Annotated in this window: 20 protein-coding genes; 4 read left to right on the forward strand and 16 right to left on the reverse strand. The window is 69.3% G+C overall.

Annotation, left to right across the window (positions count from 1 at the left end):
* Positions 1–120 precede the first annotated feature (120 nt).
* The gene (gene hpaB, locus AC1DGD_RS16140; protein ID WP_476857499.1) at positions 121–1,575 is read right to left on the reverse strand and encodes a 4-hydroxyphenylacetate 3-monooxygenase, oxygenase component; all 1,455 of its coding nucleotides are present in this window, start codon (positions 1,573–1,575) and stop codon (positions 121–123) included.
* Positions 1,576–1,626: 51 nt separating this feature from the next.
* Positions 1,627–2,163 (reverse strand): flavin reductase family protein, encoded by a 537-nt coding sequence (locus tag AC1DGD_RS16145; protein ID WP_476857500.1) that lies wholly within the window; start codon positions 2,161–2,163, stop codon positions 1,627–1,629.
* 199 nt (positions 2,164–2,362) lie between these two features.
* Here AC1DGD_RS16145 and AC1DGD_RS16150 point away from each other — a divergent pair, with 199 nt between their 5' ends.
* Positions 2,363–3,079 carry an IclR family transcriptional regulator gene (locus tag AC1DGD_RS16150; RefSeq protein ID WP_476857501.1) on the forward strand — a complete coding sequence of 239 codons (717 nt, stop codon included), beginning with the start codon at positions 2,363–2,365 and terminating at the stop codon, positions 3,077–3,079.
* Between the two features lie 40 nt (positions 3,080–3,119).
* Here the strand turns inward: AC1DGD_RS16150 and AC1DGD_RS16155 are convergent, their stop codons facing one another.
* The 6 genes from AC1DGD_RS16155 to AC1DGD_RS16180 form a co-directional block, all read right to left on the reverse strand.
* Positions 3,120–4,544, reverse strand: coding sequence for an MFS transporter (locus AC1DGD_RS16155; protein WP_476857534.1), 1,425 nt, complete (start codon positions 4,542–4,544; stop codon positions 3,120–3,122).
* A gap of 187 nt (positions 4,545–4,731) precedes the next feature.
* Positions 4,732–7,833, reverse strand: a complete 3,102-nt coding sequence (locus AC1DGD_RS16160; protein WP_476857502.1) for an AAA family ATPase — start codon at positions 7,831–7,833, stop codon at positions 4,732–4,734.
* Positions 7,830–9,011 carry an exonuclease SbcCD subunit D gene (locus tag AC1DGD_RS16165; RefSeq protein ID WP_476857503.1) on the reverse strand — a complete coding sequence of 394 codons (1,182 nt, stop codon included), beginning with the start codon at positions 9,009–9,011 and terminating at the stop codon, positions 7,830–7,832. Before AC1DGD_RS16165 ends, AC1DGD_RS16160 begins: the two co-directional genes overlap by 4 nt.
* A gap of 82 nt (positions 9,012–9,093) precedes the next feature.
* On the reverse strand, positions 9,094–10,098 hold the full coding sequence (locus tag AC1DGD_RS16170; protein ID WP_476857504.1) for an aquaporin: 1,005 nt from the start codon (positions 10,096–10,098) through the stop codon (positions 9,094–9,096).
* A gap of 193 nt (positions 10,099–10,291) precedes the next feature.
* Positions 10,292–10,633 (reverse strand): DUF202 domain-containing protein, encoded by a 342-nt coding sequence (locus AC1DGD_RS16175; RefSeq protein WP_230012221.1) that lies wholly within the window; start codon positions 10,631–10,633, stop codon positions 10,292–10,294.
* On the reverse strand, positions 10,630–10,986 hold the full coding sequence (locus AC1DGD_RS16180) for a YidH family protein (RefSeq protein ID WP_018775740.1): 357 nt from the start codon (positions 10,984–10,986) through the stop codon (positions 10,630–10,632). Before AC1DGD_RS16180 ends, AC1DGD_RS16175 begins: the two co-directional genes overlap by 4 nt.
* A gap of 184 nt (positions 10,987–11,170) precedes the next feature.
* Between AC1DGD_RS16180 and AC1DGD_RS16185 the strand changes: the two genes are divergently transcribed.
* Positions 11,171–12,343, forward strand: coding sequence for an ADP-ribosylglycohydrolase family protein (locus AC1DGD_RS16185; RefSeq protein WP_476857505.1), 1,173 nt, complete (start codon positions 11,171–11,173; stop codon positions 12,341–12,343).
* Between the two features lie 453 nt (positions 12,344–12,796).
* Here the strand turns inward: AC1DGD_RS16185 and AC1DGD_RS16190 are convergent, their stop codons facing one another.
* Both AC1DGD_RS16190 and AC1DGD_RS16195 read right to left on the reverse strand, forming a co-directional pair.
* On the reverse strand, positions 12,797–13,339 hold the full coding sequence (locus tag AC1DGD_RS16190) for a DUF4395 domain-containing protein (RefSeq protein ID WP_223916168.1): 543 nt from the start codon (positions 13,337–13,339) through the stop codon (positions 12,797–12,799).
* Positions 13,340–13,538: 199 nt separating this feature from the next.
* Positions 13,539–14,555 carry a 3'-5' exonuclease gene (locus AC1DGD_RS16195; protein ID WP_476848864.1) on the reverse strand — a complete coding sequence of 339 codons (1,017 nt, stop codon included), beginning with the start codon at positions 14,553–14,555 and terminating at the stop codon, positions 13,539–13,541.
* Between the two features lie 114 nt (positions 14,556–14,669).
* On the opposite strand from AC1DGD_RS16195, the gene AC1DGD_RS16200 reads away from it, so the two are divergent.
* Positions 14,670–15,437, forward strand: a complete 768-nt coding sequence (locus tag AC1DGD_RS16200; protein WP_476849009.1) for a VTT domain-containing protein — start codon at positions 14,670–14,672, stop codon at positions 15,435–15,437.
* Positions 15,438–15,586: 149 nt separating this feature from the next.
* Here AC1DGD_RS16200 and rdgB read toward each other — a convergent pair whose 3' ends face one another.
* Genes rdgB through murI form a run of 4 tightly spaced genes read right to left on the reverse strand, consistent with a single transcriptional unit; the run spans position 15,587 to position 18,883 of the window.
* The gene (gene rdgB / locus AC1DGD_RS16205) at positions 15,587–16,264 is read right to left on the reverse strand and encodes an RdgB/HAM1 family non-canonical purine NTP pyrophosphatase (protein WP_476857506.1); all 678 of its coding nucleotides are present in this window, start codon (positions 16,262–16,264) and stop codon (positions 15,587–15,589) included.
* The gene (gene rph / locus AC1DGD_RS16210) at positions 16,261–17,019 is read right to left on the reverse strand and encodes a ribonuclease PH (RefSeq protein WP_028276043.1); all 759 of its coding nucleotides are present in this window, start codon (positions 17,017–17,019) and stop codon (positions 16,261–16,263) included. Before rph ends, rdgB begins: the two co-directional genes overlap by 4 nt.
* A gap of 53 nt (positions 17,020–17,072) precedes the next feature.
* Entirely contained in the window at positions 17,073–17,870 is a 798-nt protein-coding gene (locus tag AC1DGD_RS16215; protein ID WP_223915988.1) for an MBL fold metallo-hydrolase, read from the reverse strand.
* Positions 17,867–18,883, reverse strand: coding sequence for a glutamate racemase (gene murI / locus AC1DGD_RS16220; RefSeq protein ID WP_374706737.1), 1,017 nt, complete (start codon positions 18,881–18,883; stop codon positions 17,867–17,869). Before murI ends, AC1DGD_RS16215 begins: the two co-directional genes overlap by 4 nt.
* A gap of 200 nt (positions 18,884–19,083) precedes the next feature.
* Here murI and AC1DGD_RS16225 point away from each other — a divergent pair, with 200 nt between their 5' ends.
* Positions 19,084–19,878 carry an EAL domain-containing protein gene (locus tag AC1DGD_RS16225; protein ID WP_476857507.1) on the forward strand — a complete coding sequence of 265 codons (795 nt, stop codon included), beginning with the start codon at positions 19,084–19,086 and terminating at the stop codon, positions 19,876–19,878.
* Between the two features lie 5 nt (positions 19,879–19,883).
* Here AC1DGD_RS16225 and AC1DGD_RS16230 read toward each other — a convergent pair whose 3' ends face one another.
* Together AC1DGD_RS16230 and clpS are read right to left on the reverse strand one after the other, a co-directional pair.
* The gene (locus tag AC1DGD_RS16230; RefSeq protein WP_476857508.1) at positions 19,884–20,444 is read right to left on the reverse strand and encodes a DUF2017 domain-containing protein; all 561 of its coding nucleotides are present in this window, start codon (positions 20,442–20,444) and stop codon (positions 19,884–19,886) included.
* Positions 20,437–20,802, reverse strand: a complete 366-nt coding sequence (gene clpS, locus AC1DGD_RS16235; protein ID WP_018775730.1) for an ATP-dependent Clp protease adapter ClpS — start codon at positions 20,800–20,802, stop codon at positions 20,437–20,439. Before clpS ends, AC1DGD_RS16230 begins: the two co-directional genes overlap by 8 nt.
* Between the last annotated feature and the right edge of the window lie 14 nt (positions 20,803–20,816).

Below are 20,816 nucleotides of genomic sequence, written 5' to 3' on the forward strand. Positions count from 1 at the left end.
GGTGCGAAGTGGATAACTGATGCCTCATGAATTACTGATCGAACGGTCAGTTAGTATCCTGAATACTACTACGAAAGATGTGATAAGGCACACATGTTCCCGGAAAGTGTCTTCCGCGGGTCAGTCGGTGCGGTTGAGCAGCTCGCGGACCCTGGCCCGGACCGGCTCGCGGTCGTAGGTGTTGACCAGGGCGCCGGCCATGCGGACGGGGTCTCCGAAGAAGAAGTACTCGTAGAGCGACTGGCGCCCGGAGAACCCGGAGATCGAGGCGTCGAAGGCCAGTTTGAACAGCCGGACCCGCTCGGGGCCGGTCAGGGTCTTGCCCTGCAGGTACAGCTCGATATCCTCCCGGGCCTCGCTGTTGACGTCCGCCTCCCCCGGCAGGGCCATGAGGCCCGACGCCGAGAACTTCCGGATGATCTGCGGGAAGCGCTGGGCGATCTTCGGGTACCAGTTGCGGGCGGCGTTCAGGGTGGACCACTTCGGCAGCATGACGCCGGCGTCGTTGAGTCCGGCGTCGGCCTCGGACGCGCGGACCAGGGCCTTGCCGATTTCGACGTCGATAATCAGCTCTGCGATGTCCTCCTGGATGTGCTGGAATCCGTCGATGCCGATCGATTCGGCCAGTTCCGAGGCCAGGCCCAAGTAGAACTCGCTCTTGGCGATCGTGCGGGTGACCACCTGGTGGGTCATGAGCGCGCCGGCCCCGGTCTCGGTGTAGAAACTGTTGCACAGCTGCGGGTGGCCCAGCATGAAGATGCGCTCGTTGGGCACGAAGACGTGGTCAAAAACCGCGACGGCGTCCATTTCCTCATAGCGGGAGGCCAGCGGCTCGTCGTGGGTGCTGCCGCCGTTGTACAGCGAGGTGCGGCAGAGGTAGCGCAGGCCCGGGGCGTCGTTGGGGATGGCGAACGCGTAAGAGTAGGGGGCGTCCTCCGGGGTGCCCCGCAGGACCGTGGACGGAAACACGAGCAGTTCGTCGGCGATCGGGGCGATGGTGGCGAGCATGCGCGCGCCCTGGATGACGATCCCGTCCCCGCGCTCCTCCACGATCCGGGCCGAGAGCTGGCCGCCGAGCTGCTCCGACCCGGAGACGGACCGGTTGACCTGCGGCGGGATGAGGGTGTGGGTGGCGAGCACGTCGTTTTCCCGGGCCCACTCGTAGTAGTTGCGGATGTTCTCGCCAAACTTCGGATCCGCCTGCGCGAACCACTTCCCCGCCGTGCCCAGCGCGGTCAACGCGGAGTTCATATAGTCCCCGGAGCGGCCAAGGAAGCCGTTGGAGGACTCGGCCCAGGTGGAGATGGCGCGGCGCCGCCGCTGGAGGTCCTCGACGGTCTTCGGCACCAGGAAGGAGGCGCTGACCAGGTCCCCGGTGCTGGGCGAGGCGTAAGTGAGTGCCTCCTGGTACTGCGGATCATGCTGCATGTCGAAGAGCCTGGCGTAGGAGCGGGCCACATTGCGGAAGGCGGGGTGCTCGGCGATCTTCTCGCTGACCACCTCGCCGTCGATCACCACATGCGGCGTCATGGCATTGAGCTTTTCCAGGTACTGCCGTCCGGTACGGATACCCATTGGTCGTCCTCCAGTCGTCGTTGAGCTGAATTGCCGGGAAGGAATGTGGCGCTAGAGCAGATCCTCCATGCCCAGCTGGCTTTCGGGGATGGTGGTAAAGGTGCTGTTGGCGAAGGCCAAGGCATCGCCGTTGCGGTAGTTGAAGTCCACCACCTCGCCGATATAAAGGGTGTGGTCGCCGCCGTCGTACGCCGCCCACGGCTTGCATTCGAAATAGGCGAGGACATTGGACAGCCGCGGCGCGGTCTTCCCCTCCACCCACAGCGGCTCGGGGCCGGGCCTGCCGGCGAAGTGCATGGCCAGGTACCGCTGCTCGGCGCCAAGGATATTCACGGTGAAGGGCCGGCCGGCGAGCTCGTCGTGGGCCCTGGCCGTGCGGGCGATGCTCACCAGCACCAGCGGAGGGTCCATCGAGACCGAGGTGAAGGAGTTCACGGTGATGCCGTGGCGTTTCGTGGCCCCGTCGAAGGTCACGATCGCGACGCCGGTGGCAAACCTGCCGAGGCTGCCCCGGAAGTGGTTGGCCCGCGGTACCGACAGGGGGCCCTGGGCGCCCCCGGCGTGGCCGCGCGGCGTGGCAATCATCATTGATCCCTTGCGTTCGTTGCGTTTCCCGACCGTGGTGTGGGTGTGCTTTGGATCAGCCGTGTTCTATAGTCGAGTTCTGTATTGTGTTCTATAATCGAACAAACAGTTCCCATATAGAACGCTAGCTGACCATGAGCCGGAACACAAGGGTAGCCCGGCGAGCCCGGCGTCCAGTAACCCCGCACCTAGGATGGACCCCATGACCCCGAATGCCGGCACCGCCCAGGCTTCCCCGTCCCAGACGCTGTCCCGTGGTATCAGGGCGCTGGAGATCCTCGCCGAGGCCCAGCAGCCGCTGACCATTGCCGAACTCGCCGACGCCATGGGCGTCCACCGCTCCGTGGCCTACAGGATTCTGCGCACGCTCGAGGACCACTCGCTGCTGGTACGTGACGATGGCGGCCGCGTCCAGCCCGGCCCGGGCCTCGCGGTCCTGGCCCGCGGGGTCTCCCGGAACCTGCAGTCGGCGGCGTTGCCGGAACTGACCCAGCTGGCCAACACCCTGACCATGAGCGCCTTCGTGGCGGTCTGGGACCGGGAGGAGTGCGTGACGCTGGTGACCGTGGATCCGCGGCACAGCGGCGCCGCGGTGGTGCAGCACCCGGGGTCGCGGCACCCCATCAGCGCAGGAGCGCCGGGCATTGCGATCCAGTCAGCCTTCCCGGAGCAGGAGTGGCGGGCCCTGGTCCCGGGCATCCCGTACCGGTCCGAGGCGGCCGAGGCCCGGCACCGCGGCTATGCCGCCAGCCATGACGAGGTGATCCCCGGCGTGTCCTCGATTGCGGTGCCGCTGCGTGTGCCGGGCGGGCGTCCGGCCGCCCTCGCCGTCGTCTATATCCGCGCCGCGCAGGATCCGGACGAGGTCGCAGCGGCCCTGACCGACGCGGCGCGTCGCATCGAGGCGCAGCTGGGCTAAGCCCGCGCCCCGTCCCGCAGCAGCGCCGTCCCGTCGGGGTCTATGCGGCCGCGGCCGTCTTCTTCCCGCGTTGCCGGAGTACGACGGCGGCTGCCGTTCCGAGCAGGAACAGCGCCGTGGCGGCGCACACCGGAACCAGGAAGGCCGTCGAATACCCGAAGTTCTGCGCCAGCTGTCCGGCGATGGAGGATCCGAGTGCCGTGCCGGCCACAATGCCGCTGGCCAGGGCTGTCATGACCGTGCCGAGCTTTCCGGCCGGGGCCACGAGGCCGCCGATCGCGAAGACAGTGACCATGAGCGGACCAACGGGCAGGCCCAGGACCAGCAGTACAAGGACCATGGGCAGCGCCGTCGAGGGCAGCAACAGCAGTGATGCGAAGCCGGCCATCAGGGCCGCGCAGGCAATCCAGCGGGCGTTCACCGTGAAGCGCCGGGGCCAGTACGCGACCGAGAGGGCGGCCGCGGCAGAGCTCAGTCCCATGACGGCGTAGAGCAGGCCCGCGAGTTCGGAGGTGGCGAAGCTGGCGGAGAAAGAGCTCAGGGCTGTCTGGGTGGAGCCGAAGAACGTGCCCATGCACACCATCGCCAGCACGGGGAGGGCGACGGCGGCGAAGGTTTTGACCCGCCGGGCTGCCGTGCGGGTTTCCCCGTGGTTGTCCCCCGCCGTCGTGGGCGCCGGGCCGGCCGCGTGGCCTGCGGCCGGCCCGGCGGGCCGGCGTTTCGTTGTGCGGACCACCGCGAGGTGCGTGGGGTGGACGGCGAAGCCGGGTACGAGGACCACGGTCAGTGCCGCGGCGAGGGCCAGCGGCAGCCACGGCGCGAGCAGGCTCGCGAGGATTCCGACGAGTGCGGGGCCGAGCACGAAGGTGAGCTCGTCCGCGGTGCTCTCATAGGAAAGGGCGGTGTCCAGGTCCGCGGAGTTTCCGGCCGCACGGGTTCCGGAGCCGGACGTCCGGGAGGTCAGCGCCATCCAGCGGACGCGGGCCAGCGGACCGACCTGCGGGCAGCTCACCCCGGCCACGAAGGCCGCGGCCAGCACGGGCACCGCGGCGGCAAGGTCGTGGACCCCGGGGATGAGGTAGGCCGTGAGGATCAGGGCAACGATGGCCACGGTGTTGGCGATGGCGGATACGAGCAGGACACCGCGCTGGCCGAGCCGGTCGGCGAGGACGCCGAGGACGGGGGCACCGAGTGCGGAACCGATGCCGACGGCGCCGGCCGCGGCGCCGCCCACGGCGTACGAGCCCGTGACGGCGGTGACGAGTGTCAGGGCGCCGACCGTCAGCATGGCAAGCGGCAGGCGGGCGAAGAGCCCGAGGGGGATGAAGCTGCGGCCGGCGAGCAACGGCAGCTGCGCGTAGCGGCCGCCCTTTGCGGGCGACGGGGCAGGCAAAGCGTCGGTCGAAATTGCGGTGGCCGGCAGCGCGTAGGTCGGCGGCAGTGGGGCGTCAAGAGTAGACACCAAAGAAGACGGTGAAGGGTTCATGGTTTCCGGGTTCGCTAAATACTGCGCATCGTCCCTCCTCCCGATGCGCGCGACCCGGTAACAGACCAATGATACCCGATCCCGGGACGCCGGCCCTGGGACCAGACCCCGGGACGGGACCAGAGTGGGCCCCGGGACCGGTCCCGGGGCCCACTCTGGGACCGGCTCAGGCCCGGGTGTCGTCGCTGATGTGCAGGGTGGAGCCGCTGCGGCCCTTGACCACCTGGAGCTGGGTGCCGATGCGCTGCTTCATTTCGGCGACGTGGCTCACGAGCCCCACCACCCGGCCGCCGTCGCGGAGGCTTTCCAGGGCGTCCATGACTTGTTCCAGCGCCTGTTCGTCGAGGCTGCCGAAGCCCTCGTCCACGAAGAGGGTCTCGATGTCCACGCCACCGGACTCATGCTGCACGACGTCCGCCAGCCCAAGAGCCAGCGCCAGTGAGGCCATGAAGGACTCGCCGCCGGAGAGGGTGGCGGTGTCCCGGCGCTGACCGGTCCACTCGTCCACGACCTCCAGGCCAAGGCCGGACTTCGCGCCGCGTGCTGCCTTGGCGTCGGTGTGGTGCAACGTGTAGCGGCCATCGCTCATACCGATCAGGCGTTCGGAGGCAGCGACGGCCACCTGCTCGAGCCGGGCGGCGAGGACATAGCTGTTCAGGCTCATGCGATAGGTGTTGTCTCCGCCGCCCTTGGCCGCGTCGGCGACGGCGGTGAGCATCGCGGCCCGGTCCCGCGGTTCCCTGCCGGCGGCAGCGAGGTCCGCGTAGTCACCGGCGATGCGCCCGAGTATCCGGAGCGAGTTTTCCGCCAGCCCGGCCGCAAGCACGGCTTCCCGGGCTTTGCGTTCAGCCGCCGCCGATTCCGTCCTGAGCTCCTCGAGGGCGGCGTCGCTGACGATGTCCCCGGCGGCCCGCTCGGCTGCCGCCAGGGCCAGGTCCTCTCCGGCGAACAGTTCCTGGATCCTGGCGGCCTCGTCCTGTCCGGCCCGGATGGCCGTTTCAAGGCTTGTGGCCACCGGCGTTGGCAGCAGCGCTTCCCGCGCCGCGGTTTCGGTGCTGAAACCGGCTCCGGGAAGGGCCACTTCAAGGTGCCGGCGTGCCTCCGCGGTGCGGGCGGCGGCCTGTTCGTGGGCCGAGTGTGCGGCGTCGGCGTGCTCCAGGACCGCCGTGGTTGCCGTCAGGGCGGCGATCCGCTGTTCGAGGGTCGCGTGGCCGGCGCGCAGCTTGTCCAGGGTGGCTTCGAGGGCCTGTGCCTGTTCGTCGATTTCGGCGATCGTCGATTGCGTCTGCACGATGCCGGAGGCGGCGTCGGCCTGCGCCCGCTCTGCGTCGGCGATCACCGCTTCGAGTTCTGCCATCCGGGCCCGGCTCGCAGCAAGGTCCGTGGCAGCGCGGACGGCGTCATCAGCCCGTTCCCGGGCCAAGGCTGCCTCCTCACGGGCTTCCCCGGCAGGTGTGTTGCCGCCCTGGGCGGCCAGGACGGCGACGTTCTGTTGGGCCCCGGCGAGCTCACGACCTAGGGCGGCGACGGCTTCTTCTGCCGTGTCGCTGGCCAGTTGCGCGGTTTTCTCGGCCTCGGCGACGGCCAAGGCGGAGGCTGCCGCTGGGGCAGGTGCCGGGTGCTCAGGGCTGCCGCAGACAGGACATGGGACCCCGGCCAGGAGCTGGGTGGCGAGCTCGGCGGCGGCGTTGGTGAGCCGTTGCTCACGGAGGTCCAGCCAGTGCTGCCTCCGGTCCTGGTGCGTGCTGAGGGCCGCGGCGTGCTGTCCGGAGATTGCCGCGCACTCGGCCTCGGCGGCGAGGAAGCGGCCAACGATGGTCACGAGTTCGTCCGCTGCCGTCGCCTCCTTGGTGCGCAACTGGACTTCCGCGGCCAGCTCCTCGAGGGGGCGGATGCCGGCGGACAGGGCCGCCGACTCAGTGCGCAGGGTGTCCAGTGCGGCGGCACCGGCCAGCCGTCCTTTTTCCAGCTCCTGCAGTTGCAGGCGCAGCCGGCTGCCGCGCTGGGTCAGCCCGAGGAACCGGGCTTCGTCGGGCAGGCGTTCGGTGAGCACGGCGTGCAGGGACCGCAGCCGGGCGAGGGTTCCGCGGACGGCCGCGCTGTCCAACATGACGGATTTACCCGCCCGGACGAGATCGGCATCGTCGTCGTCGTCGGCGGTGGGGGCGCCGGCGTCGAGGACGTCCTGCCCGGCGAGCTCCGGGTCTGTGGCGGCCGCGGACCGCAGCTGCCGCGCGGCCTCCAGCAGGGCCGTTCCTGCCAGGTCCTCAGCTGCCGCGGCGCTTTCGACCGCCTGCAACTGGCCGCCGAGCATTTCGGCCTGGCGGTGCAGGCCCAGTGTGACGGCCTTGCCCGCCAGGACGGGGGCGGCGGCGTCGGCGTCGATCCGCCGCTGTTCCGCGGCGGCGAGTTTGGCGTGGCGGTTGGCCCGCGCGTTCGCCGCCTCCAACAGGGACGCCTGATCGGCGGCCTGTTTCTCGGCTCCCGCGGCAGCGCTGCGCCGGCCCTCCGCGGCGGCTGCCGCGGCGGCGTCGAGCCAGGCCAACAGGGCATCGGGCTCGTCCCGGCCGGGGGCGCCGTCGGGGTCGAGTTCGAGCGCCGCTGTTTCGGCCTCCGCCTGGGCCACGAGCAGTTCCAGCTTCGCGTTGAGGTTGGCGACCTCGGCCTTGGCGGTCTGCGCCTGCCGGGACAGTTCCTGTTCCACGGCTTCAAAGCGCTGGGTTCCGAACAGGCTCTGCAGCAGCTCCAGACGGTCGGACGCCTTGGAGCGCAGGAACGCCGCGAAGTCCCCCTGCGGCAACATGACCACGCGCGTGAACTGGTCCCGGTTCATGCCCAGGACGTCGGTGATCTCGGCGCCGGCCTCATCATTCCGGCCCGATTTCTCCACCCACGCGCCGTCGATGCGTTCGCGCAGCAGCGTGTTGGCCTGCTGGACCGTGAAGCCGTTCCGGCCCCGGGCACTCGGCTTGTCCCACGCGGGCGAGCGGGAGACTTCGAAGTGCCGGCCCTTGGCCGAGAATTCGCAGGTGACGCGCGGTTCGGCGGCGGCCTCCGCGTGGTCGCTGCGCAGCCGCTTTCCGTCCTGGCGGGCCCCGGGAACCGATCCGTAGAGGGCGAAACAGATGGCGTCCAGGACGCTGGTCTTGCCCGCGCCGGTGGCGCCGTTCAGCAGGAAGAGCCCGTGTGCGCTCAGGCGGTCGAAGTCGATCCGCTCCGTGCCGGCAAACGGGCCGAACGCGGAAATCTCCAGGCGGTGGATCCTCACAGGGACACTCCTTCCAGGCGTACGGCGTCGAGCGCCTCGGCGAGGACTGCGGCTTCGGCGTCGGAAGCCGGCCTGCCCCGGACGTGCTCGAGGAATCCGCAGCAGACGGAGAGGTCGTCCCCGGCTTCGGCCAGCCGGCTGCTGTAACTGGCTTTGGGCGCCGCGCCGGGACCATCGGGATCGAAGCCGAGCACCAGGGTGTCGGGGAACCGTGCCCGCAGGCGGTCCATCGCCTGGGCCGGGCGGGCCTCGTCCGTCAGCGTGATCTGGCAGTAGGCGGTCTCGGCCCACGCGAAGTCCTCCGACTCCAGTAGGTCATCCAGCTTCCCGCGGAGCACGGCGAGGGTCCGGGGCGCGTCCCAGAGCACTTCGCGCACGCCGCCGATCCCCTCGGCGTCGACCTCCACGAGCCAGCTGCCCTTCCTGTGCTTCGCCTCCGAGAACGAATACGCGAGCGGCGAGCCGGAGTAGCGCACTGCCGGCGAGAGCTCCTGCCTGCCGTGCAGGTGGCCCAGTGCGGTGTAGCCAAAGCCGTCGAAGAGATCCAGCGGGACCGCGCCGACGCCGCCGATGCTCAGATCCCGTTCGCTGTCGGAGCTGATGCCGCCGCTGGCGAAGGTGTGCGCCAGGACCACCGAATGGACGGTCCGGGTCTGACTCCGCTGCCGCACGTCGGCACGGATCCGTTCGGTGGCGGCGCGGGTGACCTCGAAGTGGCTCGCGGTCTCTACGCCCAGCTGCTCGGCGACGAGCCGGGGCTCCAGCCAGGGGATCCCGTAGATGGCGAGCACCGGCGCTGCCTCATTCCCGGCATCGTCCCCGAGCGGAAAGAGCACGGGAACGTCCAGTTCATTCAGCCGTGTGCGCAAATGCACTCCCCCGCGCTCGAGCAGCCGCGACGCGAACCCCAGCCTGATGGCGGAATCGTGGTTGCCGCTGGTCAACACAACTTCGGCGCCGGCCCCGGTGAGGCGCACCAGGGCGTCATCCAGCAGGCCGACGACGTCGACGCCCGGCAATGCGCGGTCATAAACGTCCCCGGCGATGAGGACGACGTCGACGCTCTCTTCCCGGACAAACGCCACGAGCTGGTCGATGAAGGCGCGCTGGGCATCCAGCATGCCGATGCCGTGGAAGGACCGGCCCAAGTGCCAGTCGGAGGTGTGCAATAACCGCATATTCCTACGGTATCGGCTGCCACCGACACTCTTGCGCCACCACCCCGGAGGTGTGACGGAGGTTAAAAGTGGTCAGCAGTGGCTACTTCCCGCCCTTGCGGTCGAAGAAGCTGCGGGCCTCGTCGTTGCCGGCGGGGACGGCCGAAGCAGAAGCGGTGGTGGCCGTGACCTCGGCCAGCCCGGCGTCATCGAAATCGGCGCCATCCACATCGGCTTCCGTGAGCTTTCCGTCGGTCTGGGCGGTGGGCTGGTCGGTGGGCTGGGCGGCGGGCTGGGCGGTGACCGCGGCAGTGGCAGCGTTACTGGCCTGTCCACTGGTCCGGGCCGACTGCACGAAGCCGCGGAAAACCAGCCCGGCGATGGCCGCACCGACCACCGGTGCCACCCAGAAGAGCCACAGCTGCCCGAGCGCGTCCGGGCCGCTGAAGATGGCCGCCGCCGTTGCCCGGGCCGGGTTGAACGGCACATTGCCGAGGGCCTGGCCCAACTGCAGGAGCATCGCCGTCGTCAGGCCGACCGCGAAGGGCGCAGCCGCCCTGGCCGGATTCCGGCGGGCGGTCGTGGCAAGGAAGATGGCCACGAGCAGTGCCGTGCCGAGGACCTCCACGAGCAGGACGCCTGCCATGGGCACCTGGATGATCGAGTGCTCGCCGAATCCGGCGGCCACGGTGGCGAACGCGCCCTGGGAGTCGTTGATGGTCGGCACGGTGCGCAGGACGCCGTACAGGGCGACGGCCCCGAGCACGGCGCCCACCAGCTGCGCGCCGATGTAGGCGGCGGCGTCGGCAAGCCGGATCCGGCCGGCGATGGCGTTGCCCACGGTGAGGGCAGGGTTGAAGTGGCCGCCGGAGACGTAACCGACGGCGAGCATCGCCGCCGTCAGGGCCAGGCCGGCGGCCAGGGCGGCGGGCAGCGGGCTCGACTGCGGAATGGTGAAGAGCGGCACGCCCAGGCCCGCAACCACGACGATCAGGGTCCCCAGGGCCTCGGCGGACAGCCGGGCCACGAGCCCGGGCCGGGGCGGGACGTCGCTGGCGGCCGGTGGCTGGACGTCAACGGAGTCTGGGGCTGGCACAAGCAGGGTCATGGTCAGGATTCCTTTGCTGGCGGCGCGCCCAGGGGCTGCAGTTGCGGCGTCGCTGGACCGCCGCCGGGTTCGTGGTCCGGGGCGGCCTCGGCCGCCTGGGAGAATGGGTCCGCCAGCAGTCTGCCAGCGCAATCTGGATGTTGGCTGGATTCCGGCTGGGTGCCCGTTCCGGGCCGCGGCTCAGTGCCTCAGTTCAGTGCCCCAGGGCCACCGCGGCTACGGCGCTGGCGGCCAGGACCACGACGGCAGCGGCGGCCCAGCGCAGCAGCGTCGCAGGCGGCGCAGCGTTGGACCGCCGGAGCTCGCGCCCGCGGACCAGCACGCACACGCCCAGGACCAGCGTCGCGGCCATGGCGGCCAGCGCGCAGATGCCAAGGAAATCAACGGGACCTACAACGCCGCCCCGGGATCCTGCGAGCGCCCAGCTGCGCCAGACCAGCAGGTCCGCCACGATGAGGGCCAGCAACGTCCGGCGCCAGGCCAGGGAGGTCCGCTCGGGCTGCAGCCCGGGGTCCCTGGCCGCAGCTGGCCTCACCGCGCCACCAGGATCAGGACCGCGAACACCAGGGCCGCAGCCGCGACGCCGATGGTCATCACCAGCATCACTCCGGAGAACGGCAGCTCCCTGTTGTTCCGCATGGCAGCCTCCATGAGACCCCACCGGTGGTAGGACAGGGCGGCCAGGCCAGCGCCCAGGAACGCGAGGATGACGCACAACACGATCCGCACGGGTCCGGGCGCGATCTCCGGGGCCAGCTGGTCGATCGCAAGGGCTCCGGCAATCAGGGCCAGGGACGTGCGGATCCAGGCCAGGAAGGTCCGCTCGTTGGCCAGAGAGAACCTGTAGTCGGGGGTGGTCCCGGTCTTCCGCCACGCTGGTTCGCGCATTCGTTTCCTCCGCTGCCCGGCGGTACGGCGCCGGCGGTTGCCTCGTCTGACCGCTGGACGGGTCCTACCAGCACCCTACCGGCCTTCCGCATCCGCCGCCGCCCGGCCCCCAGGCGGCGGCGCTAAGTCCCCGGCGGGCGCCGGCATTGCGGGGTGCGGTGCAGCGCCGGGTAAATTTGAGGGCATGAGCACCGAGCCCGGGACCAGCCCCGCACCCGCCCCAACACCCGGCCAGCCGCACTCCCCTGCCCACGGCTCGCGCATCCACGGCTGCCTGCTGGGCGGCGCGCTCGGAGATTCGCTGGGCTACGCCGTCGAGTTCGACAGCATTTCCGCCATCCGGGCCCGGTTCGGCCCCGCGGGCCTGCAGGATTTTTCCGCGCTCGACGCCGGCAGCCCGTTTTCGGACGACACGCAAATGACGCTGTACACCGCCGACGGCCTCCTCGAGGCGCTGGAATGGGCCAACGACGGCGTGGCGGCGGACATCAACGCGTGCCTGTGGCTCGCGTACCTGCGCTGGCTGGGCACCCAGGGCGTCGCCGTGCCGGCGTCGGCCCCGTTCCAGCCGCCGCGCTGGATCGATGCCCAGGATGTCCTGAAGAGCCGGCGCTCACCCGGCGACGCGTGCCTGAGCGGACTCGCCACGGGCGAGATGGGTACCGTGAAGCGGCCGGTCAATCCGGATTCGAAGGGCTGCGGCACCGTGATGCGGTCGGCGCCCTTCGGCCTGATCCCCCACCTCGAAGCGGAAACGGTCTATAAGCTCAGCGCCGATGCCGCGTCCCTGACGCACGGCCACCCCGCGGCACGGCAGAGCGCCGGAGTTTTCAGCCTTCTCATCCATGCCCTGTCCTCCGGCCACGGGCTGCGCGAAGCGGCGGAATCGGCCCTCGGGCAGCTGCTCGGCGGCATCCTGCGCAAGGGCGAAAATCCGGATCCGGAGGTGGTGGCGCGGCTGGAGGCGGCCCTGCGGTTGGCCGGAGACCTGCCCGGCGGAGACGTGCTCAGCCCTGAGGGCCTGGTCGGCGAACTCGGCGAGGGGTGGGTGGCCGAGGAAGCCCTTGCCGTCGCGCTGTACGCCGTGCTGGCCACAGCCCCGGGAACCGGGACAGGAACGGGGACGGCGGACGCCGGCGCTGCCGAGGCCGATCCCGCCCAGGCCCACTTCCGTGCCGCGATCGCGGTGGCGGTGAACCACAGCGGCGACAGCGATTCGACGGCGTCGATCGCCGGGAACATCCTGGGCGCGTTCTACGGCGAGCGGTGCCTGCCGGCAGACTGGCTGGCGGCCCTTCAGGCGCCGGAGGTCATCCGGGGCATGGCCTCGAAGCTGGCCGCCGTCACTGGCTCATAGCTTCGGCGGGCAACACTCGGCCGGGCCCGTGCACGCCAGGTGTCGAGTCTCCGGCATTTGCGCAGTGCAGCCGGCTCCGCTTGGAAGCAGCGGCCCGGCCTGTCCGCGGGACATGCCCCGTACCACCCCGCTGCGAAGGACATGTCCATCCCCGGCCGCTGCATCCTCAGGACATGCCCATTTCTGGCGGCTAGGACTGGGCATATTCCCACTTTGTCCACCCGTCAGAGCCTCCGGAGGACATGTCCGGTCGCCCCCGCTGCGAAGGACGTGTCCATCCCTGGCCGCGGCATCCTCAGGACATGCCCATCTCCGGCGGCGGCGACTGGACATATTGCCACTATGTCCACCCGTCCTAGCCTCCGGAGGACATGTCCGTCCCTGGCGGCCGCCTCGGCGGAACCCGACCGCTTCGGCGGAGCCCCGGCGCACCGGACCTAAGCGCCCCGAATCCTAGGCGCCGCGGAGCGAGATGTTGTTGCAGGCTTCGCAGACGTCCTCGGGGATGAGCCCGCGGCGCTGCAGGAAGCCGAAAATGGTGCAGCCGAGGCAGAACCCGGCGAAGGCCTCAAGGGACGCGGCGGCGATCAGCACGGCGAGCAGCACCCACGCCGCCGGCGCGAGGCCGGCGGCCAGCAGCACCGCCGACGCCGTCGACACGGCAGCGCCGATGCCCTGGGCGAACCGCTTGGGCGGTCCGGGAACGAGACGGGTCCGCCCAAGCCAGGGCGTCAGGACCTTGACCGAGAGCTGGGCTAGGGGCGAGATCCGGGGACCGAACAGCACGCGCAGCCAGAACCCGGCGGCGATGACGGCGAGCCCCCAGCCGAAACCGGTCAGCAGGGTCACGGCGGACAGCGCCACCACCAGGGCTGCGGTGATGCGGGCGGCGTACTCATTCACCGGGTTCGGAAACGCGAACACCCGATGCCAATCAATTCCGCGCGTCGCCGGTGCTGACTTCGCGGGCGCCGACGACGCCGAGTCCGCCGGCATTGACGCCGGCGGCGCTGACTTGGCCGGCGCTGTGGGGGCCTGTGCATCCGTGGGTTTGCTCATCCGCCAAGGCTACGAGCGGGCGCGCAGTGGGAGGAATGATTGTTGCGCCGTGTGACTGCCGGGTCAGGCAGGACCCGGGCAGAAAGGACCCGTCAGCCAGGACCGGATCAGGCAGGACCCGTCAGCCAGGACCGGGTCAGGCAGGTGCGGCAGCCAGATGTCCGCCGACCATCTGGAGGAATTCGCCCTCGGACAGGACCTCGATCCGTTGCCCGCGTTCGTGCAGTTCCAGGACGCGGCGCGCCTTGCCGGTCAACCGGCCGGAGCGCAGGTCCGCGGCCACAAACCCGTCGCCCACCACCAGAACGGTGGTACGGGCCGTCACCCGGCTTTCAGGCCTGGCGCCAAGCTCTGCGGAACGGACCTTTGCTTCGGGGCGGGGAATTGCCAGTTCGCCGGTGAACACCACGGTCTGGCCGAACAGCGGGTGGTCGGGGCTGGCGGCGGCGTTGGGGGCCGGGTTGGGGCCTTCCTCCGGCCAGCCGGCCACGAAGCGCCGGCCCGGGGGCGAGCCGGCGGTTCCCCCCGCGAGCGCCTCCATGGCGGCCAGGGTGGCCTTGGACAGCGGGTCGCGCCGGGGGTCGAACGCCGGCTGGTGGGACACCGTCAGGCCGAGGGACAGGTAGAGTTCCGCGATGCTTGCTGCCCCGTTGCGGGCCGCGATGTCGATCAGGATGCCGGCACAGGCGCGGGCGTCCTCGGCGGCATCGTGGTGGTTGAGCAGCGGGACCCCGGCCTCCTCGGCGGCGTAGGGCAGGGAATTCGACACCAGGGAGTAGCAGCGCCGGGACAATATCACTGTGCAGACGTAGTCGTAGGCGGGTCCGGACAGCCCGGACACCTCCAGGCCGGAGCGGATCACACCGAGATCGAACCCTGCATTGTGGGCCGCGAGCACGTCGCCGCCGATGAACGCGCCGATCTCCGGGAACAACTCCCCGAACCGCGGCAGTCCAGCCACCTGGTCCGGCCGGATGCCGTGGATCCGGACGTTGTGGGGATCAAATGTGTCATGGTTTTCCGGTGGCCGCATGAGCCAGGAGGCTTCCTCTACGACGACGCCGCCACGGACCTTGCTCAGGCCAACAGCGCACGGTGAACCGCGGAAGCCGTTCGCGGTCTCAAAGTCGATCGCCGTAAAGTCCAAAGTCACGGCCCAACTTTACCGCCCGCGGACGGACCCTCCCGCACCGGACCGGCCCGCGGGGCTCGGCCCCCGGGCCTGCAGCCTGCCGTCAAGTACCCTTAACAGGTGAACGTACTAGCAATGAGCGACCTCGCCGTGTCCGCCCTTGGCGGCGCCGGCCCCGTCCAGCCGCACCTGGCCTCCTTCCTGCCGGACTGGCTCAACCCCCAGGTTTTCCTGGCGAATCCGGCCTTCGCGCCGTGGGTGGTCCTGCTGGTCTGCGGCATCATCTTTGCCGAAACCGGGCTGCTGATCGGATTCTTCCTGCCTGGGGACTCCATGCTGTTCACGGCCGGGCTGCTCGTGGCCACCGGCACCATCCAGGTCAACATCTGGGTCCTGACCGCGCTGATCATCGTCGCCGCGATCATCGGCAACCAGGTGGGCTACCTGATTGGGTCCAAGGCGGGACCTGCCCTGTTCAACAGGCCCAACTCCAAGCTGTTCAAGCGTGAAAACGTGGATAGTGCGCATGCGTTCTTCGAAAAGCACGGCGGCAAGGCCCTGATCCTGGCCCGGTTCGTTCCGATCATCCGCACCTTCGTCCCGGTGATCGTGGGCGTCGCGCAGATGAGCAAACGCAAATTCTTCACCTACAACGTGATCGGCGCGGTGCTGTGGGGCGGCGGCGTCACCCTCCTCGGTTACCTGCTCGGGGACAAGGTCCCGTGGGTCAAGGACAACCTGGACATCATCTTCATCGCCATCGTGCTGGTCTCCGTGATCCCGATCGCCATCGAGGTTGTCCGCGGCACGATCGCCAAGCGCCAGGCCGAGAAGTACGGCACCGACGTCGTGGACGAATTCATCGAAGAGCACGAGCCGGAAGAAGAACGCCGGACCCCGTAGCGCAGCGCCGCAGTAAATGTAGCGCAGCGCCGCAGTAAATGTAGCGCAGCGCCGCAGTAAATGCAGTGCCGCAGTGAACGCAGCAGTTAACAAGGAAGGCGCCCCACCGAGTGGGGCGCCTTCCTTCGTCCTGAGCCTGGCCGGGCCGGCTACTTCCCGGCCAGGGCCTCGACGATGGCCGGCAGGAGCGCCCGGAACGCATGGCCCCGGTGGCTGATGGCGTTCTTCTCCTCGGAACTGAGCTCGGCGCAGCTGCGGTCCAGCCCGTTCGGCTGCAGGACGGGGTCATAGCCGAAGCCACCCTCCCCGCGCGGCTCCCGCAGGAGTGTCCCTTCCAGCTGCCCGTATTCCACGACTTCCCGGCCGCCGTCGGGCGAGGACCCGGGGACCGCCAGCGCTGCCGCGCAGACGAACGCGGCCCCGCGGTACTTGTCCGGCACGTCGGCCAGCTGGGCGAGCAGCAACTGCAGGTTCGCGGCGTCGTCGCCGTGCCGGCCGGACCAGCGGGCCGAGAAAATCCCGGGCGCGCCGCCGAGGACGTCCACAGAAAGCCCGGAGTCGTCGGCGATCGCCACGAGCCCCGTGGCCTCTGCCACCGCCCGGGCCTTGAGCAGCGAGTTTTCGGCGAAGGTTACGCCGGTTTCGGCGACGTCGGGGGCACCGACGGCGCCGGCGTCCACCACCTGCGTGTCGACGTCGAGCCCGGGAACCTGGCCGCGGAGCAGCTCACGCAGTTCCCGGAGCTTGCCTTTGTTGTGGGTGGCGAGGACGAGCCGCGGGCCCGGGCCGTCGGCTTCCGGCCGGTCCGCGACGGGCGTCTCCGTCACGGGGCCTCCGCCAGGGTGTCGCGCTGGATCGCGGCGAGCTGCTCCGTGCCCAGCAGCGCCAGGTCCAGCAGCTTGTTCAGCTCGTCGCGGTCGAACGGTGCGCCCTCGGCGGTGCCCTGGACTTCGACGAACTTGCCGGAGCCTGTCACCACGACGTTCATGTCGGTCTCGGCGCGCACGTCTTCGACGTAGGGCAGGTCGAGCATCGGGACGCCGTCGATGATGCCGACGGACACCGCGGCGATCGTGTCGATCAGGGGCTGGGCGTTGCGGGCGATCATCTTCTTCTCGCGGGCGAACCGGATGGCGTCGGCCAGTGCCACGTAGGCGCCGGTGATCGCCGCGGTGCGGGTGCCGCCGTCGGCCTGCAGGACATCGCAGTCCAGCACGATCGTGATCTCGCCGAGGGCCTTGGTGTCGATGATGGAGCGCAGCGAGCGGCCGATCAGTCGGGAGATCTCGTGGGTGCGGCCGCCGATTTTGCCTTTGACGGACTCACGGTCGGACCGGGTGTTCGTGGCCCGGGGCAGCATGGCGTACTCGGCCGTGACCCAGCCGCGGCCCTCGCCCTTGAGCCAGCGCGGCACGCCTTCGGTCAGCGAAGCCGTGCACAGGACCCGGGTGTTGCCGAACTCGATCAGGGCCGAACCCTCGGCCTGCTTGGACCAGCCGCGCGTGATGCTGATCGGGCGCAGCTGGTCGGGGGTACGGCCGTCGGCGCGGATGACGGGGACACTGGGAGCTTGGGAAGTCATGCCTTTAGCTTATCGACTCACCCGCCCCGGCCCGCGCGGGCGGTCAGCGCGCGCTAGACGGTGTAGTGCACACCCGCGACGGCGACGGCCACGTCCTTGCCGAAGATCTCTTTGGCCTCGGCCATGACGGTGGTCGGCGACGTCCAGACGGGAATGTGCGTCAGCAGCAGCCGGCGCGCGCCGGCGGCGACGGCGGCCTCCCCCGCCCGCTTGCCCGTCAGGTGCACGTCCTTGATCCCGTCGTCGCGGCCTTCCTCGAACGCCGCCTCGCACAGGAAAAGGTCGGCGTCGCGAGCGGCGTCCTCCAGGCCCGCGCAGGAATCCGTGTCCCCGGAGTAGCTCAGGACGCGGGTCACGGGCGTGCCGTCCTTGGCGGGCTCGGTGACCTCCACGCGGAGGGCGTAGGCCTCCTCAACGGGGTGGTTCACCGCGTAGGGCGTCACCGTGAACGGGCCGACGCTGACTGGCTTGCGCTCGGACCAGTTGCTGAAATCGAATTCCTCGTGCATGCCCGGATCCAGGTCCAGCCCGTAGGCCGTGGCCATCCGGTCGGCCGTCGCGGCAGGCCCCCACACCGGAATCCTGCCCCGTCCCCAGCCGCCCGGCTTCCAGCGCACGGCAACATGGAGCCCGCACAGGTCCATGCAGTGGTCCGGGTGCAGGTGGGTGAGGAAGATCGCGTCAATGTCCTCCAGGTCCGTGTAGCGCTGGATGGCGCCGAGCGCCCCGCTGCCGAGGTCCAGGACGATCTTCCAGTTCCGCTCGCCGTCGTTGGCGGTCAGCAGATAGCACGACGCCGGCGAGCCCGGCCCCGGGAAGGAGCCGGTACAGCCCACGATGGTCAGCTTCACAGCCGTGGTCCCCCGCCCGCGGATCCGCCGACAAAGTTGGAGATCCGCGGCCGGCCCGCGCCGGCCCGGGCGGCGGCGATCATTTCCGGGGTGATCCGGGCGAGGCTGCCGGTGGGGTACTGCGCCGCGACGTGGTCCACGTGGCGGACACTGAGGACTTCGGGGCCCAGGAAGCGCCGGGCGAGGTGCTCAAACTGGGCGGCGTCGCCGGTGGCGATGAAATTGTGCTCCGGCGCCGCGGTGTCCGTGCGCTCCAGGCCCCGGGAGGCCAAAGCCCGGTAGACGTCCTTGGCCGTCTCCTCGGCGCTGGAAACCAGCGTGACGTCCTCGCCCATAACGAAGGAGATCACGCCGGTGAGCAGCGGGTAGTGGGTGCAGCCGAGCACCACGGTGTCTACCCCGGCGGCAATGAGCGGTGCCAGGTAGTCGCGGGCGACGGCGAGCAGTTCCGGTCCGGTGGTAATCCCGGCCTCCACGTACGGCACGAACGCCGGGCAGGCCACGGACGTGATCTCCAGGTCCGGGGCCGCGGCGAAGGTGTCCTCGTAGGCGCGCGAGCCCACCGTGGCCGAGGTCCCGATCACGCCCACCCGGCCCGTCCGGGTCGCCGCGACGGCACGCCGCACGGCCGGCTGGATCACTTCGATCACGGGGATCCCGTACCGGGCCGTGTACCGTTCGCGGGCGTCACGCAGCACGGCGGCGGACGCGGAGTTGCAGGCGATGGTCAGCAGTTTCACGCCGGAATCCACGAGCTCGTCCATGACGCCGAGGGCGTTGGCCCGGACTTCGGCGATGGGAAGGGGGCCATAGGGGCCATGCGCAGTGTCACCGACATACAGGATGGATTCGTTGGGCAGCTGGTCGATGATCGAGCGGGCCACCGTGAGGCCGCCGACGCCGGAGTCGAAGACGCCGATGGGGCGCGATGCCAGCCCGGCATTTCCGGCGCTGCCCGCTGCGGTCTCCGCCGCAGCTGGCGCTGCCGGATCCGTATTTGATGCTGAAGTCATGATTATTCGAGGATAGGGCTTCACTACAGGCGCGGCCATCACATTGTGTCCTGCAACTCGTGTCTGATGGGTCACACGGGTTTCCGGCGGATGGGCAACGCGGGGAAGACCCCTGCTCATCGGTGGCAGCCTGCCGCTGTCCCCGCCCTGTATGCTATGGGCGCCGTCGAGATATCGGGGGCGACCGTCGTGCCCCCACGATGGACGAAACAGCGAAAGGACCGCATATGACATGCGACGGCTGCACGACGTCGTCACAGCTCGACTTCGATTTCAGCATGGCCTTCCAACCGATCTATGACGCCGTTGCTGCTCGCGTATGGGGCTACGAGGCACTGGTCAGAGGCTTGTCGGGCGAGGGGGCTTTTAACGTCCTGTCCAGAGTCGCACCTGAGCAGAAGTACCGTTTCGACCAGGACTGCCGCGTCAAGGCAATCGAGCTGGCATCGCGGCTGTTTCCTGCCGGTGAGGGCTTGATTCTCTCCATCAACTTCATGCCGAACGCGGTCTACGAACCGGCTGCGTGCCTTCGTGCGACGCTGCTTGCAGCCAGGCGTTGCAGCTTTCCGACGTCGTCGATCATGTTCGAGTTCACGGAGAATGAGGAGGTTTCCGACACTGCCCACCTCACGAACATCATCACCGAATACCGCAAGCATGGTTTCACCACCGCCATCGACGACTTTGGTGCCGGTCATGCAGGGCTGGGGCTCCTGGTCGATTTCCAGCCAGACCTGATCAAGATCGACATGAAGCTCATCCGGGGAATCGACACCAGCCCGGCCCGCCAGGCTGTCGTTGCTGGCATCGTCGGCATCGCCAGGGAGCTCGACATCACGGTGCTCGCAGAGGGCATCGAGACGGAGGCGGAGTTCCGGATTCTGAAGGAAGCCGGCATCCGCTTGTTTCAGGGATATTGGTTCGCAAAGCCGGCATTCGAGGAGCTTCCACCGATACAGTCCGTGCCTGTTTCTGACGCCACCGCTGTCGCTTAGCGGCCCTACCTATCGAGCGAGTGCGCCATGGCCTGGACCAGCGACTCCTGCAGCCACGTGGTGAAGTTGTACACCAGGGCCAGGTAGCTTTCGACGTCCTCGGCCTGGGCCCAGTCCTGCATGAGGTGGATGTTGTCGGCGTCGGCATCGTCACGGATGTCGAGGCGTTCGGCCAGCACCAGCCGGACATCGTTGAGCGCGGTGGCCCAGTGCCGGGCGTCGTCCGGGGCCAGGACGAGGTTGTCCCGGTCCAGGCTCAGTGCGGCCGCCTTCAGCGCGCCGATCTTGCTTTCGCGCAGCGACCGCTCGGTGTAACGACGGAACTCCAGGGAGGCGTCGTCGTCGTTCTTCATCACGTTCGGCAACAGCCGCCGCATGGCGCGGTCCGAGGGTTCGCGCGCTTCGGTGTCCAAACCCACCAGGGCCGCCAGCGGGTCCTCGTTGGCGCGCTGCTCCGGCTCCAGCATGGAGATGACGTCATCGAAAAGGCTGCGCAGCAGCTCCCGCTCGGCCGGCTCCAGATGGCCCTTGATGCCCTTGAGCCCGTACTTGAATGCCTTAGCCACGTTTTCCCTTGCCTTTGCCGGAACCGCCGGCGTTGCCGCCGGTGGCCTTTTCCACCGTCGCCCAGAGTCCGTAGCCATGCATCGCGACGGCGTGCTGCTCCACCTGTTCCTTGCTGCCGTGCGCCACGATCGAGCGGCCCTTCTTGTGGACCTCCATCATCAGCTTGTTCGCCTTGGCCTCCGAGTAGCCGAAATAGCTGCGGAACACATAGCTCACATAGCTCATCAGGTTCACGGGATCGTTCCAGATCACAAGGTTCCAGGGGACGTCCGGGGCGGTCAGGACGTCGCCGGACGTCACTGTTCCGGTCTGGGTACTCTCCCGTGTGTCGGGGCCGAGCGCAACGCTGAGGGTCATCTGTCCATTCTATG

This window comes from Arthrobacter sp. 05T45, from assembly GCF_056395875.1.